The following is a 13,632-nucleotide window of genomic DNA, read 5'->3' as shown; positions in this document are numbered from 1 at the left end:
ACTTGCTGAGAATAGGGTTTAATACGATCATTTTACGATGATGGATTTGTGTCCTCCGATGCCGCTCCCGGGTTTTGATACGATGATGTATCGTTTGCAGGAGGCGTGTTCGTTGGCTGCGGTATGGGATTAGTTACCGACGGATTTACCTGTGAAATGGAAGGCGCAGCCTGCTGTTGTCCTGGCAAAATACCTGGCGATTGATTATTTGCTGCAGCAGAATCAATTGAGGGAGCGTTTTCCTGGGTTTTTAAAACCAGATAGGCAGCGCTGCTTATGCCGGTAAGCCATAAAAGTGTCTGGCTAAGTTCAGGCAAGGCACATCCTGTTTTAATGCTGTATACTTTATTGAGAAAAATAATAATAGCAATGCAAGTCCATACAACTTTTTGAAAACGATGTACGCTGATGCCATTATCATCAGAAAGAATATCTACAAAAAAGCCTTCAGAAGGGCTGTTCTGATGGCGAAAACGGCCATCTTGTATTTCCCGTTTATCAATTATGGAGCCACCTGCAGTTACACTGGCGCTTATTCCCATTAACACCAACGCGGTTTCATTTAATCCTGTGTCGTTACAGTTGGCCATACAAAGTTGCAAATAAACATAACTGCAGGAGATCACTACTGTCCAAACCCCTAATTGCACACGAGACAGGCTAAAGGGATTGTTACTTTTAAACATCAGCAGCCGTTTCTGCTGTTTTATTTTCGCGGCATTGGCATTAAACGCATCCGGATCATTTACATCATCACGAAGCATGTTGGTGAACATGGCCAAAGCAAAAAACGCGGTAACAATCCCTATGATGATAACCAGTGCCAATGTTTTATGGAGATCATAAGTTTGTGCGTTTCCTTTGCATCCTGTTGCAATCCCTGTAACAACTAATGCTAACATCATTATTAAACTGCTCTTTTTCATAATAGATGAGTTTATGGTAATGATGGATTAAATGGCGTTAAACGACTGAACCAGGAGTTCTGAAACTGCGCCTGCGAAGGATTTTGTTTAATAATGTTTAAATATCGCTGTTTCCGAAGCGCAATAACCTGGTTATACAGCGCTTCCAGCGGCATACTGTTGGCAGCCGCAATGGTTTGTGGCCCAACTATACCATCTACTACAAGTTTGCCAGGTGTAATATTATTTACGGCCTGCTGCAAAAAACGGGAAGCGATACCAGTACCCATATTTACAGCCGTATCAAAGAGCTGGTTGGCTAGCTGTTGGCTGTTTAAGTTGTCCAGACTGATCACATCCCAGAAATTCTGTTTGTAAAATGATTGCACTTCCGCCTGTACTGCGCTATCGGCAGCAAGTGTGGTATTTATGTTTTGAGGATGTGTTGAAACAGCCTGGTCTACCGCGGGCCAACCACCCCAGTTAGGCCAGAAATTTCTTGCGATACCAGCGTAGGTTTCACCACCGCTGTCATTTGGGTTATTGGCATAACCGCCTTCGTTACCCATTGTAATTTTAAATGCAGAATTGAAAATTGCCATATGTAGATATAATTAGTTTTTAACTTCACTATCTATATGTCAATGCATTCATGTATAACCCACTGCTGACCGTGGTTAAATTGAGATTGATGAGAGCATTAACGGCCTGTTTTTAAACTGCTAAATGATATTATCATATTGCTTATAAACAGGTTATCTCAAATATAGCCTTTTCCTTTTTATTAATCAGCAAACTGATGTATAAAATTATCTGAAAGTTTAATCAAAAATTTTACAGCTGATAAAGTTTTACAACAGGTGATCATGACCTACATCCATTTCTTCTGAGCAGTAAAATCTGCGGGCTGATAGTTGATATATTGTACAAAGCGCGGCTTTGATGAGGTATTGGGGCTGCTGCCATGTGGTAAAGCCTGATGCCAGATGATAAAATCTCCCGCCTGGGCAGCAATAGGTAAACTGCCCAGCATGTGCAAGTTCTCTGTTCGGGGATCTGTGCCATTAGGAAGGGAATGAAGCCATGCTGAAATGCGGTTATGGAATCCGGGAACCAACGTAAAGGCTCCCTGATTTGGTGCCGTATCGGCAAGGTAAAGTAAGCCTTGCAGATTAAATGGAATAGGCAGCTCAAGGCTGCAATCCCAATGCAGGTCAGGCCCCGGAAATTTCCATGTTTCCGTTTCAGGGGGATTAAAACCAACGCGGTCAGTAGTTACCCAAACATCGCTACGTTGCCATAGTTGTTCATAAGCCATCCTGATACGCGCTGTTTGCCGGTTTTTCTGCAATAATGGGTGTTGAAAAAGTTGTACCATAATACCCTGCCGCGAATTATGATCGCCATACCAGGTGTTAGTATCATCGAGTTTGATGTTCAAAAAATCACATATTACATCAACGGTGGCTTGGCAATCTTCCTTCGGAACAGCATTTTTAAGAATCAGATAGCCGTTTTCTTCCCAAAATGCCAGCTCCTCAGCACTTAGAACTGAAGGTATGGGTCTACCCATATCTGACATTTCATCAAATATGCTATTAAATTTATCAACCTGTTCGCCTGTAGGAATACCAGCGATATTCACAATCCATTGTTCAAACTCTTCAAATGCAGGGGCGTACTGGAAGACATATTGGAGTGTTTGTTCAAGGCCAAGCCCTAGTACGCTTAGCAGGGTTTTATCCAGCTGCCATTCGTTTTTCCACTGTTCTTCATCAAACTCACCCAATCTTTTGAGCATGATCTTTTTCCAAAACCGTTTTAGATGCATCAGGCCCAAAGCGCTGGTTTCTGTTGATGGTGGTAAAATAAAATCGGATGTCATTTTTATTTTTCTTCAGTATGGTTGATGTACATATTTTGTTTACAGGTCCAGCTGATCATTTGTGGGAAGGACAGGTTGTTTTCCTGTCCTGAAGGATAAGTCATCCCATTCCATTGTAACAATGGCACACCGAAAAAATTGCCTTTCTTAAAGTTATCCACAAGATTCTGGCCTCCACCTTTATATCCTTTATCGTGGAAAATGATAAGGGGATCGATATTCAGGTGTATACATGCCGCGTACGACCAGGCAATAGCCATCATTTCACCACCATTGTTGAGGTCATTATTCGGCAGCGAATCGCTCATCTCCATGCGTATTTCGGCTGGCATACAGGCCAGATGCCCCGCTTCGTGTAAAATATCGCCCGGATACAATAGTTTTTCGGTATCTATAATCAATGTGCCATCTCTTAGTTTAAGCCCCGGTAAGAACGTTTCATCAGTGATGGGTTCTAATTGGTATTGTAGCCCGATTTCAGAAATAAAACTGAGCATTTTGGCTGTTAACAAATTGTTTTGCAGGTCCTTTTCCATTTGATCTGCAAGATCATCTGCCTCGGATGTGTTAGCAAGTCTCAGGCTTTTAATTACTTGTTTGGCAGTTTCCGGATCTTTTTTCAGAAACACTGTTTTTTTTATACCGGAGGTAATCCGTTTGGTAAGCCAGTCATTTACTACACAGTCAATAACCAGGTGTATCCGGTCTGTACTGCCATGATTTGCTACCTGGTGTTTTTGATTTGCGTTAATGTACCAGCAGTCGCCTTCGTTCATCGCAATACGGTCTTCATCCACATAAAATTCAACTTGCGGGTTAGTGAATATAGGGACATGCAAACGTGCTTCTCCATGCTCGAAAGACAATTCAAGGTCGCGGTGCGGCTTAATAACTGACCCTCTGCGGAGATTTAATAAGCGAACGGAAAGTTTTTCGCAATCCAGTGCTGTTAAAAAACGGGCAGTTTCCGGCAGTTTATTTAACAGTGCGGTATCTTCAAAATTTTTGTGGCTAAAAAGATCGGCAAAGGCATTGTCAGCATTTCCTCCTGGCGTACGTAAAGGCAAAACATGCCAGTTCCCTGTGTAATCGGCAGTATTGTAGTGGGGCATCCATTTATTGCCATTTAACAGGTCGTTCAACTCTTTTTGCAGCGAATGGATGTTAATGTTGAGGTTTAATTTAGAGAAGCAGATCATGATTGTTTGTAAATTATAAAATTATTTAATACCAATATATCAATTGAGCCAGATAAAAAAAGCGATAAAGCTTCTGCCGGTGTTTCCACTACAGGCATCCCTTTACGATTGAGTGAGGTGTTTAATAAAACACCAATTCCCGTTTCTGCTTCAAAATCGCCGATAAGCTGATAAAACTCAGGATTGAAAGCGCTGGTTACCGTTTGTACCCGGCAGGTGCCGTCTTGATGAACAATCCCACCCAGCTGATCTTTCCATTCTGGTTTTATTTCGTCAATTAATATCATGTAAGGGCTTTCCCACCCATGAACAAAGTATTTCTGTACATCATCAATTCTTACCGATGGAGCAAAGGGTCTGAAATCTTCCCTGAACTTGATATTGCTGTTAATATGGTTTTTGATATCCTTGATACGCGGATCGGCCAGTATACTCCTGTGGCCTAATGCCCTTGGCCCGAATTCGGCTCCACCCTGAAACCAGCCTACCACTTTACCGCGGGCAAGTTCGGTTGCCGTAAGCGCTACAAAATCTGGCGTTTGTTTGATGGAAAATTCAGCATTGTTGGTAATGCCGGCATTCAATATGGCTTGTCTGATATCATTATCGGAGTATTGACGTCCGAAAAAAATATGGTCGGGAACGCTTTTTTTTGGCTGGCCCAGGATCTTGTGCCAGCCGTAATAGGCACAGCCAATAGCCAGTCCGTTATCGCCTGCTGCAGGTTGGGTATAAAGATTTTTTACAATGCCCGAACGGCGTAACTTATAATTTGCCACAGCATTTAAAGCCACACCACCGGCATAGGCAAAATTAGCGTGCGGTTGCAGTTTAGACCGTTCCTGGAAGAGGTAAATGATGGCCTTTTCGGTTTCATCCTGTACCCAGCGTGCCATGTCTGCATAATGGTTAAAATCATTTTTAAAAGCGTCATATCCGGATGAAGGTTTGGTAAAATACCGGTCAACATTTTCGTAGAGCACTTCGATGATACCATTATCCAATTTGAATAGTGGTGGTTTGCCGTTTAGCATGCCATAGGGCGCCAGACCCATTAGTTTTCCAACGTCATTCAGATTGCCAAAGCAGTATTGGCTAGCTGCATGATAAAGGCCGCCTATGGAATGATAGTTGGTTGGCAATTTTAGGGAAGAGGTTTGCTGAAATAACTTAACCTCAGAAAAATCTTTGAATAAAGGCGTTAAGTTTGTGCCATCGAAAAAGTAAAAACTGTCTTTCTCACAATACATACCGTTGCTAAATGGATAGGTTGGTACTGTGGTGTCTTCCAGGTCGATACAATGACTATAGGGGCTGCCAGCACCGTCAACAACCATTACGTTGCATGATGTAAACGAAGACATCCCTACAGCACTCCAGGCGTGGGCCAGGTGATGGGACAGGGTAATTACGGGTGTCTGAATATGCTTGTCAAAGTACCTTTGCCCGGCATATTGGTTTGGCAGAATATGGTTTTCGAAATTTGAAGCTTGTACAATTAATGTTAAATCATTGGCGCTGATCCCCGCAAAATCAAGGCAGTATTTGACTGTGTCAAAATCATTACCTCCATCATGTTTGATCCTGCTGAGCCTTTCCTTTTCAATGGCAACCAATATTTTGCCGTTTTTCAGTAAAACTGTTGACCCATCGTGTGATAGGCCTGTTCCTAGAATATAGGTGTCCATTAGCGCTATAGATATGTATTTGGTAGAAATTTCACTATAAACATATAAAGAATTTTGAAATGATCTAAAGCCTAAAACCATTTGTCTGTTAAAATAGATAAGTGGTTAATAATATTTGTTGACTTTTGTCAAATTATTTTATTTGATACCATGTGTAATATTAAAATTAATTAATAGATTTACACTAATCTAACCTGATATATCTTAATGAGCTCTCAAATACTAAACGCGGATATAAAAAATACTTGTATTTTAAATAGTACATATCTGCATGTCCGTGATTTACTTACCGATAGTGAAGTTAACAAGATACATGCTCTTTTCAAATCCGGTACATTTGACGATGGCAGGTTAACGGCACACAGCGCCGCAAAAGCTGTAAAAAGCAATCTGCAGCTTAATCATCAAACTCAAGAGCATACTGCTATCCAGCAAATCATTTTAGCCGCACTTAACCGGAATCCCGTATTCCGAAACGCTGTGTTACCTCAAAGCATCCATCCCTTTATCATTAGCAATTATAAGCCTGGTATGCATTATGGCTGGCATGTAGATAGTCCGGTGATGGGGAATATGATCCGTACAGATGTGGCGCTAACCATTTTTCTGAATGATCCGGAAGCTTATGATGGGGGAGAGCTGGAACTCCAGACTGCGAACGGAAATGTTTTGTATAAGCTCAATAAGGGTGATGCCATCTTTTATCCCTGTACTCAGGTTCACCGGGTAAGAGAAGTTACCCGTGGCGAGCGGAACGTTGCGGTTAGCTGGATACAATCACTGGTTAAAGAAACCGCACACCGGAAAATGTTATTTGAAATTTTCCAGATTACTGAAAATCTCCGTAACAAAGCAGTGGGCGAGGAAGAATATCTTTTATTGCAGCAACACTATAGTAACCTGTTGAGGATGTGGGCAAACTAATTAAAATGAATGGAAACTAAAAAATTAACGGTAGGCGTTTTGCTTTCTAACTCAAGTATACTGCCCATGGCTAAGCACTTTAGCGCAGGGCTAAAAAATGGATTAAAAGCGTTAAGCCAGGAGGTTGAACTGGAGATTGTGCCTGAATTTATCGGGCAGGGATCGAGGGAACTGGCTGAGAATGCGATTACCAAACTGGTTGGTTTTGACGGTGCAGATGTGATTACTGGTATCGTTTCCAACAAAGTAGGAGTCGATCTTTCAGAGAAAATCGCAAATGTAAAGCGGCCCTTCATCATCAATAATATTGGCGAGCACTTGCCCGATCCTGGAAAGTTTAACGATTACATGTTTCTTAATTCTATCCATACCTGGCAGCAATTGTGGTCAGTAGGTCAATGGGGGGTGAAGAATTTCGGCAAAAAAGGAATGTATGTTTCAGGTTTGTATGACTGTGGTTACTCATTTCAGAGCATGTTAAGTGCCGGTATGGAATCGGCATCAAGTGGAGTATCCATGCCATTTGCTATTGCGCCTACGCCAAACCCTAAAGAAGCAGGCGATATTGCTGCTGTTTTTGAGCATATACATCAATATAAACCTGATTTTATTCTGGCAACATTTTGTGGAAAAGAGGCAGAAATGTTCCTGAAACAATATGTGGAGCAGGGTTTGCATAAAACCACTCCACTGCTTGGTTTGCCTTTTTTGCTTGAGCCGTTTAATGCTACTGAGCCTATTGAAGTTTATACTACACTTTCATTAAACAGGGCGCTAAAACAAGAGCAGCTTGATGAGGTAAGTAAGGTGATGGCAAACCCCTTTACACAGTTCGGTTTTGAAACAGGTTTGCTCATTGCGCAGGCTGTTAAAGGCCGGGGCGGAAAATCATTACAAAAAGCCATTGCTGAAGCGGCAATTGAAACGGAACGGGGCAGGGTTGAAGTTGAGCCCCGCTCAAATGCGGTACAAAGCAGGGTTTATTTAGTTAAAAATACTTTTAATGGTGTTACCGGCGAAATATCGCGACAGCTGGTGGCTGAATTGGAAACGATTGATACAGAACACGCAGATGTGCTGCGGGTAAATAAACAGTCGGCAGCGTGCTGGATGAACCCTTATCTTGGTATCTAATATGAAAATAACGGTTGTTTGCAATTCAGATTCGCTGGCATTTCCTGCCATTCAGGCATTGTATACACAAGGGCTTTTGGCTGCTGTGGCTATTCTTGAGCGGAATAAAAAGGTATTGCTCGAGCCTTTACTGGCTATTGGAATAGCCAAGGAGAATGTGCTGCAATTAAATAAAACAACATGGCAACATCAGCTACAGCGGGGGCTGGCAACTACAGGTACTGACGCCGTTTGGGTATTTGGCTTTCCCTGGCTAATACCTGATGATTTGTTGCAGGCCGTACCCCGTGGTTTTATCAACTTTCACTTTGGTGAACTGCCAAAATACCGGGGTGCCGACCCTATATTCTGGCAACTTAAAAACAATGAAGATGTTGCAACGCTAACTATACATCAGATGACGACGGATGTCGATGCAGGTCCTGTGTTGTACACAAAGCAACTGCCCATTATAAAAGGTGAAAATTATGGGCTGCTTTGCCAGCGCTTGGGCTTTGTGGCTACTGAAGCAATCCCCCAGTTGCTAAATGAAACCGGTATGCCATCTGCTTTGAATCGAAGTAATGCTGTTACATCATTGTTTGATCAGAAACCCGGCAATAACGATTTGGCTATCAACTGGGAGTTACAGTCTGCGGATGCGATAGAATGTCTGGTTAATGCTGCTAACCCTAAGTATGACGGTGCAACGGCTTGCATTAAAAATACCGAATTACGTATACTGGAAGTTTCACCGGCTGAAATCCAATTGAAGGAGGAGTTTAAACCCGAGCCTGGTACAATCGTTTACGCCGATGCCCTTTATGGATTGATTGTAGCATGCATAGAAAATCGTTTTTTAAAGATCAATACTGTACATATGCGTGAAGGCTACTTCTCCGGATCTAAGCTTTTTCACATGGGCATACAATCAGGAGAAAAATTTATAAATCTAAATTAAAACACAATGGAAGGAACACTAGCTGAAGTCCGGATTTTTGCCGGTAACTTTTCGCCCAGAACCTGGGCTTTTTGTCAGGGACAACTGTTAAGTTTAAGCGCTAACCAGGCATTATTCGCCTTGTTAGGTACCACATACGGTGGTGATGGACGGACAACATTCGGATTACCTGATCTTCGTAGCAAAACCGTGATCGGTGCGGGTACCGGCGTTGGTTTGTCGGCTTACACACTGGGGCAGAAGGTAGGGGTAGAAAAGGTAACGCTTACAGTAAGCCAGATACCAGCCCACACGCACCAAGCCGTAGTAACCCCGACCTCAAGTCATCCAGCTGCGACATTTTTTGCCAGTCCGGATCCTGGGATTCAGGTGGATGGTTCAGGTGCATACGTTAGTGAGGATGGCACCGGACAGGTTGCCTGTTATAGTAACGATGGCAGCGCGCTGACACCTTTAAGTCCAAAATCTGTTGAGGTAACTAATTTGAACATACCTGTTCCAACGGTAAGCCTGCTCAATGTGGGAGGTAGCAATTCCCATAATAATATTATGCCGAGTATCGCATTAAATTATATTATTTGTTTACAAGGCATTTTCCCCTCAAGAAATTAATTATAAACCATTAAGAAAAAAATTATGGAAGGAACACTTGGCGAAATCCGTGCTTTTGCAGGTAATTTTGCACCACGCACCTGGATGTTTTGTACAGGACAATCACTATCTATTTCAATGTATACCGCGCTTTATGCGATACTTGGTACCAATTATGGCGGTGATGGGGTTAATACCTTTAATTTGCCAAATATCGCCAGTCGTATTGTGGTAGGGGCGGGCCAGGGGCCAGGTCTTAGCTATTATGGCCTGGGGGAGGTAACCGGAGAAGAGCAGCATACGCTCATTCAAACTGAAATGCCTAATCATACGCATTTAACTACGCAAACAAATACCGCAACTGCAGCGGCCATTGATATTTCATTAAATGGTGTTGATGTAGCTGGTACTTTATCAACCCCTCAAGGTAACTATCTGGCGCAGGAATCAACTGGAAATGATAGTATTTACGCCAATCCAAATAATTCACCAAATCTGGTGAGTCTCAATAGTCAGGCCGTACAGCTTGGTAATCTGGCACCACCTAGACCTGTTGTAACCATAGGCGTAACGGGCTCAAGTATGCCACATACTAATATTCAGCCGGTACTTGGCGTAAACTATGTTATTTGTGTGGAGGGTTTATTCCCATCTAGAGATTAATAATTGATTAATTCATACTAAATTTTATCAAAAATGGAAGGAACTATAGGCGAAATAAGAATGTTTGCCGGGAATTTTGCACCGTATGAATGGGCCTTTTGTGCCGGGCAGACATTTGCTATACAAGCATATACTGCACTTTATGCAGTAATTGGAACATACTATGGCGGTGATGGAAGATCCACATTTAAGCTGCCAGACTTGCAAGGACGTACTATTGTAGGTGCAGGGCAGGGAGCAGGGCTTTCACTTTATAATATTGGCACTAGTGTAGGAGTTGAGGGTGTTTCAATTGACACTACTCAGATGCCAATGCATACACATGCGGTAAATTATGCTCAAACCGGTTCCGCCAGCGTAGCAATTAAGGCATCTGCAGATCAAAGCGGAGAACCAAATCCTTCTGGCAATCTTTTGGGTGCGCCAGCGGCGGTTTCAGAGACTTTATATAGCACTCCGGTTCCTCCAAAACAACCTGTGGCTATGGGGCAGGGTACGCTCAAGGTAAATAGTGTAAGCGGGCCTCAGTTAACGGGCCTTACTGTTCAATCCACCGGGGGCTCAGGTCCCATTTTGGTACATGAGAACAGGCAGCCGGGATTGGCGCTTAATTATGTGATTTGCATTAACGGAATATTTCCGGCGAGAAATTAAAAATCAAAGCACAGTATAATTATTTTATGGGTATAACCGGTGTTCTTCAATCCCGGTTATACTCTTTTACTTATCGCAAGATACCGTATTGAAGATTTACAAAAAGTTGTTATATGAGGAAATTTTACACTTTAAAAAAGATATATCGTTTTTTATTAATCATCCCACTGCTTTTGATGGGCATATCGCAGGTAAGGGCTTCTTTATCTAAGGGTGATCTTGCGGTTATCGGTATGAACGGTGATGTGGACGTGTCATCTACTGTACGTAGTTTTGCTATAGTTGCTTTAAATACAATTGCTGCCAACGAGACGATCTATATTACGGATAGGGGCTGGATTAATGGCTCTCCCGGAAATTTTACCGCTAATACGACCTTAGATGGAACGATCCGATGGACAACGTCTTCTACCATAACAGCGGGTACAGTAATCATATTTAAACTGAATATGGCTTCTTCCGTAAATAAAACGGTATCTGCAACAAAGGGAGATGGTACAGCAATTCCGGGTGCGGATGTATCGATCCTTTCAGGTTGGACCAATTCTGTAGTTACATCACTACCTTGGAACAACGCCAGTGGCGATCAATTGTTGATTTATCAGGGAACAGACAGTAACCCATCTTTTATTTTTGCTTTTAATAACGTTAGGACTACAGGAACAAATAACAGTTCCGGTGGCTGGTTTGTTAATCCGAGCAGTGTTACAGGTAGCCCAAATACGGCAACAACCAGTATTCTCTACAGCGAGTTGCCTTCTGAGCTTGCAAGCACTAATTATGCTATCGGTTTTTTGACAAATAGTTCCAGTGATCCGCGTTATCCAAACATGAGCTACGTGCCAGGTTTATCAAGTGGAACAAAAGCCACTTGGTTAACGGATATTACTAATACAGGTAAATGGACAGGTAACCCAGCGGGTACCCCCTTTAACTTCGGGCTTGGCTTCGGCAGTAATAGTTTAACACAATTTACTATAACGAGCGGAGTGCAGGCACCAACGGTAACAAGTGTCTCAGTTCCGCCTAACAACACCTATAAAATCGGAGAAACACTGTCCTTTACCGTAAATTTTTCAGGTAATGTTACAGTAACTGGCACTCCTCAATTGGAACTTACTGTGGGTTCGGCCAGTAAACTGGCCAATTATGTAAGTGGTTCTGGTACCTCGGCATTGACATTTAGTTATACGGTTGCAAGTGGCGATCTGGATGCAGATGGCGTTGCCGTGGGCCCTTTGGGCTTAAACGGAGGTACAATTATGGATGGGTCAAATAATAATGCTACCCTAACGTTAAACAATGTTGCCTCAACAGCCAATGTACTTGTAGATGGAGTTGCACCTACAGTGGTGATCAGCAGTACGGCTGGTGCATCGGGTGGCTCGACAGGCACTTCACCAATTCCTTTCACCGTTACCTTCTCAGAATCGATAACGGGCTTTACAGCGGGAGATTTAACTGTAGGGAATGCTACGATCAGTGGATTTTCGGGAAGTGGAACCACCTATACTTTTAACGCAACGCCAACAGCAAACGGCGCCGTTACGATCAATGTGTCAGCTAACGTGGCTCAGGATGCTGCGGGCAATGGCAATACAGCCGCAAGTCAGTTTTCTATTACATATACACAGGCCGTAACCGCCGCTCCGGTAGTGGTTAGTCCTGCCAATGGTAGCTTAGTGAGTACCACCACTCCAGGATATTCAGGTACTGCAACAGCAGGTGCAACCATCACGGTTTACGTAGATGGAACATCTTCAGGCACTACAGCAGCAACTGGTGGAAACTGGTCACTTACGCAGCCTACGGCATTGGCTCAAGGTTCCCATACGGTTTATGCAACTGCACAGGTTGCTGGTAATGCGGTAAGTGCAAACAGCAATACCAATACTTTCACAGTTGATAATGTGGCACCGACAGTGGTGATCAGCAGTACGGCTGGTGCATCAGGCGGCTCAACCAGCACTTCACCAATTCCATTCACCATTACCTTCTCAGAATCCGTAACGGGCTTTGTAGCTGGCGATTTAAGTGTAGGCAATGCCACGATCAGTGGATTTTCGGGAAGTGGAACCACTTATACTTTCAACGCAACGCCAACAGCAAGTGGCGCTGTTACGATCAACATTGCAGCTAACGTGGCACAGGATGCAGCAGGTAATGGTAATACAGCCTCTGCAACTTATACACTTACAGCACTGCCTTCGAATGTTGTTCCTGTCCTTACTACAACCGGCGGTTCAACAGCATTTTCTGGTTCGGCAGTTGCCATAGATGCCGGGCTAACGGTTACAGATGCTGATAATACAACGCTTACGAGTGCCACTGTAACCATTACCGGGAATTTCCAAACCGGGCAGGATGTTTTAGCTTTTAGTAATACCAGCACTACTCTTTACGGTAATATTATTGGCAGTTTTGACAGCAACAACGGCACCTTAACCTTAAGCTCCAGTGGGGCTACCGCAACGGTTGCGCAATGGCAGTCAGCTTTAAGGGTAATTACTTACGCCAATTCCGCATCTACGCCAAATACAGCAACCCGAACGATAAGTTTTAGGGTAAACGATGGTATCTCAAATAGCAATACGGCGACCAAAAATGTAACAGTTAGCAATCAGCCCGCCTTAACATCGTCTGTTATCTCTCAAACTAATGTGGCTTGTAATGGTGGTTCTAATGGATCAGCTACTATTTCCGTTTCGGGAGGTACTCCAGGCTATACTTATTCTTGGTCACCTTCCGGAGGTACGGCTGCTACGGCAACGGGATTGTCTGCCGGAACTTATATCTGTACCATCACGGATGCTAATGGTTTAACAAAAACTCAAAATGTTACCATTACCCAGCCAACGGCCATTACGGCCACCACTTCGCAGACCAACGTGGCCTGCAACGGCGCAAGCAATGGTTCTGCTTCGGTAACTGCGTCCGGAGGTGCAGGTGGATATACTTATTCATGGTCTCCTTCAGGGGGAACTGCTGCTACGGCAACGGGATTGTCTGCCGGAACTTATACCTGTACCATCACTGATGCCAACAATTG

General features: G+C 43.3%; 12 protein-coding genes. 7 read left to right on the top strand and 5 right to left on the bottom strand.

Annotated features, from left to right (window positions below; genetic code table 11):
* Positions 1 to 32 precede the first annotated feature (32 nt).
* The 5 genes from BM107_RS18290 to BM107_RS18270 form a co-directional block, all read right to left on the bottom strand.
* The gene (locus tag BM107_RS18290) at positions 33 to 905 is read right to left on the bottom strand and encodes a hypothetical protein (RefSeq protein WP_134204813.1); all 873 of its coding nucleotides are present in this window, start codon (positions 903 to 905) and stop codon (positions 33 to 35) included.
* 32 nt (positions 906 to 937) lie between these two features.
* Positions 938 to 1,507 carry a glycoside hydrolase family 108 protein gene (locus BM107_RS18285; protein WP_090985959.1) on the bottom strand — a complete coding sequence of 190 codons (570 nt, stop codon included), beginning with the start codon at positions 1,505 to 1,507 and terminating at the stop codon, positions 938 to 940.
* 269 nt (positions 1,508 to 1,776) lie between these two features.
* Entirely contained in the window at positions 1,777 to 2,790 is a 1,014-nt protein-coding gene (locus BM107_RS18280; RefSeq protein ID WP_090985958.1) for a phytanoyl-CoA dioxygenase family protein, read from the bottom strand.
* A gap of 2 nt (positions 2,791 to 2,792) precedes the next feature.
* On the bottom strand, positions 2,793 to 3,989 hold the full coding sequence (locus BM107_RS18275; protein WP_090985956.1) for an aspartyl/asparaginyl beta-hydroxylase domain-containing protein: 1,197 nt from the start codon (positions 3,987 to 3,989) through the stop codon (positions 2,793 to 2,795).
* On the bottom strand, positions 3,986 to 5,677 hold the full coding sequence (locus BM107_RS18270; protein WP_159435278.1) for a carbamoyltransferase family protein: 1,692 nt from the start codon (positions 5,675 to 5,677) through the stop codon (positions 3,986 to 3,988). The genes BM107_RS18275 and BM107_RS18270 overlap by 4 nt, the downstream gene beginning before the upstream one ends.
* 207 nt (positions 5,678 to 5,884) lie before the next feature.
* On the opposite strand from BM107_RS18270, the gene BM107_RS18265 reads away from it, so the two are divergent.
* The 7 genes from BM107_RS18265 to BM107_RS18235 all read left to right on the top strand — a co-directional run.
* On the top strand, positions 5,885 to 6,601 hold the full coding sequence (locus BM107_RS18265; RefSeq protein ID WP_090985952.1) for a Fe2+-dependent dioxygenase: 717 nt from the start codon (positions 5,885 to 5,887) through the stop codon (positions 6,599 to 6,601).
* A gap of 9 nt (positions 6,602 to 6,610) precedes the next feature.
* Complete coding sequence (locus tag BM107_RS18260) at positions 6,611 to 7,735, top strand: ABC transporter substrate-binding protein (RefSeq protein ID WP_090985950.1); 1,125 nt, start codon at positions 6,611 to 6,613, stop codon at positions 7,733 to 7,735.
* A gap of 1 nt (position 7,736) precedes the next feature.
* Positions 7,737 to 8,675, top strand: coding sequence for a formyltransferase family protein (locus BM107_RS18255; protein ID WP_090985948.1), 939 nt, complete (start codon positions 7,737 to 7,739; stop codon positions 8,673 to 8,675).
* Between the two features lie 6 nt (positions 8,676 to 8,681).
* Positions 8,682 to 9,287, top strand: coding sequence for a phage tail protein (locus BM107_RS18250; RefSeq protein ID WP_090985946.1), 606 nt, complete (start codon positions 8,682 to 8,684; stop codon positions 9,285 to 9,287).
* A 24-nt stretch (positions 9,288 to 9,311) separates the two neighbouring features.
* Positions 9,312 to 9,929: a phage tail protein gene (locus BM107_RS18245; protein ID WP_090985944.1), complete on the top strand. Its 618-nt coding sequence runs from the start codon at positions 9,312 to 9,314 to the stop codon at positions 9,927 to 9,929.
* 33 nt (positions 9,930 to 9,962) lie between these two features.
* Complete coding sequence (locus BM107_RS18240) at positions 9,963 to 10,583, top strand: phage tail protein (protein WP_090985942.1); 621 nt, start codon at positions 9,963 to 9,965, stop codon at positions 10,581 to 10,583.
* A gap of 113 nt (positions 10,584 to 10,696) precedes the next feature.
* Positions 10,697 to 13,632 (top strand): beta strand repeat-containing protein (locus BM107_RS18235; protein ID WP_244278853.1); only part of this gene is annotated, 2,936 nt, incomplete at its 3' end.

It is taken from the genome of Pedobacter suwonensis (assembly GCF_900111825.1).
Taxonomy (GTDB): Bacteria; Bacteroidota; Bacteroidia; order Sphingobacteriales; family Sphingobacteriaceae; genus Pedobacter; species Pedobacter suwonensis.
The sequence above is the reverse complement of the archived record's forward strand: the minus strand, read 5'-3'. Positions and strand labels throughout refer to the sequence as shown.

Coding starts and splice junctions, on each gene's coding strand:
- BM107_RS18290 (WP_134204813.1), bottom strand. CDS start 905: ATGATGTTAGCATTAGTTGTTACAGGGATTGCAACAGGATGCAAAGGA.
- BM107_RS18285 (WP_090985959.1), bottom strand. CDS start 1,507: ATGGCAATTTTCAATTCTGCATTTAAAATTACAATGGGTAACGAAGGC.
- BM107_RS18280 (WP_090985958.1), bottom strand. CDS start 2,790: ATGACATCCGATTTTATTTTACCACCATCAACAGAAACCAGCGCTTTG.
- BM107_RS18275 (WP_090985956.1), bottom strand. CDS start 3,989: ATGATCTGCTTCTCTAAATTAAACCTCAACATTAACATCCATTCGCTG.
- BM107_RS18270 (WP_159435278.1), bottom strand. CDS start 5,677: ATGGACACCTATATTCTAGGAACAGGCCTATCACACGATGGGTCAACA.
- BM107_RS18265 (WP_090985952.1), top strand. CDS start 5,885: ATGAGCTCTCAAATACTAAACGCGGATATAAAAAATACTTGTATTTTA.
- BM107_RS18260 (WP_090985950.1), top strand. CDS start 6,611: ATGGAAACTAAAAAATTAACGGTAGGCGTTTTGCTTTCTAACTCAAGT.
- BM107_RS18255 (WP_090985948.1), top strand. CDS start 7,737: ATGAAAATAACGGTTGTTTGCAATTCAGATTCGCTGGCATTTCCTGCC.
- BM107_RS18250 (WP_090985946.1), top strand. CDS start 8,682: ATGGAAGGAACACTAGCTGAAGTCCGGATTTTTGCCGGTAACTTTTCG.
- BM107_RS18245 (WP_090985944.1), top strand. CDS start 9,312: ATGGAAGGAACACTTGGCGAAATCCGTGCTTTTGCAGGTAATTTTGCA.
- BM107_RS18240 (WP_090985942.1), top strand. CDS start 9,963: ATGGAAGGAACTATAGGCGAAATAAGAATGTTTGCCGGGAATTTTGCA.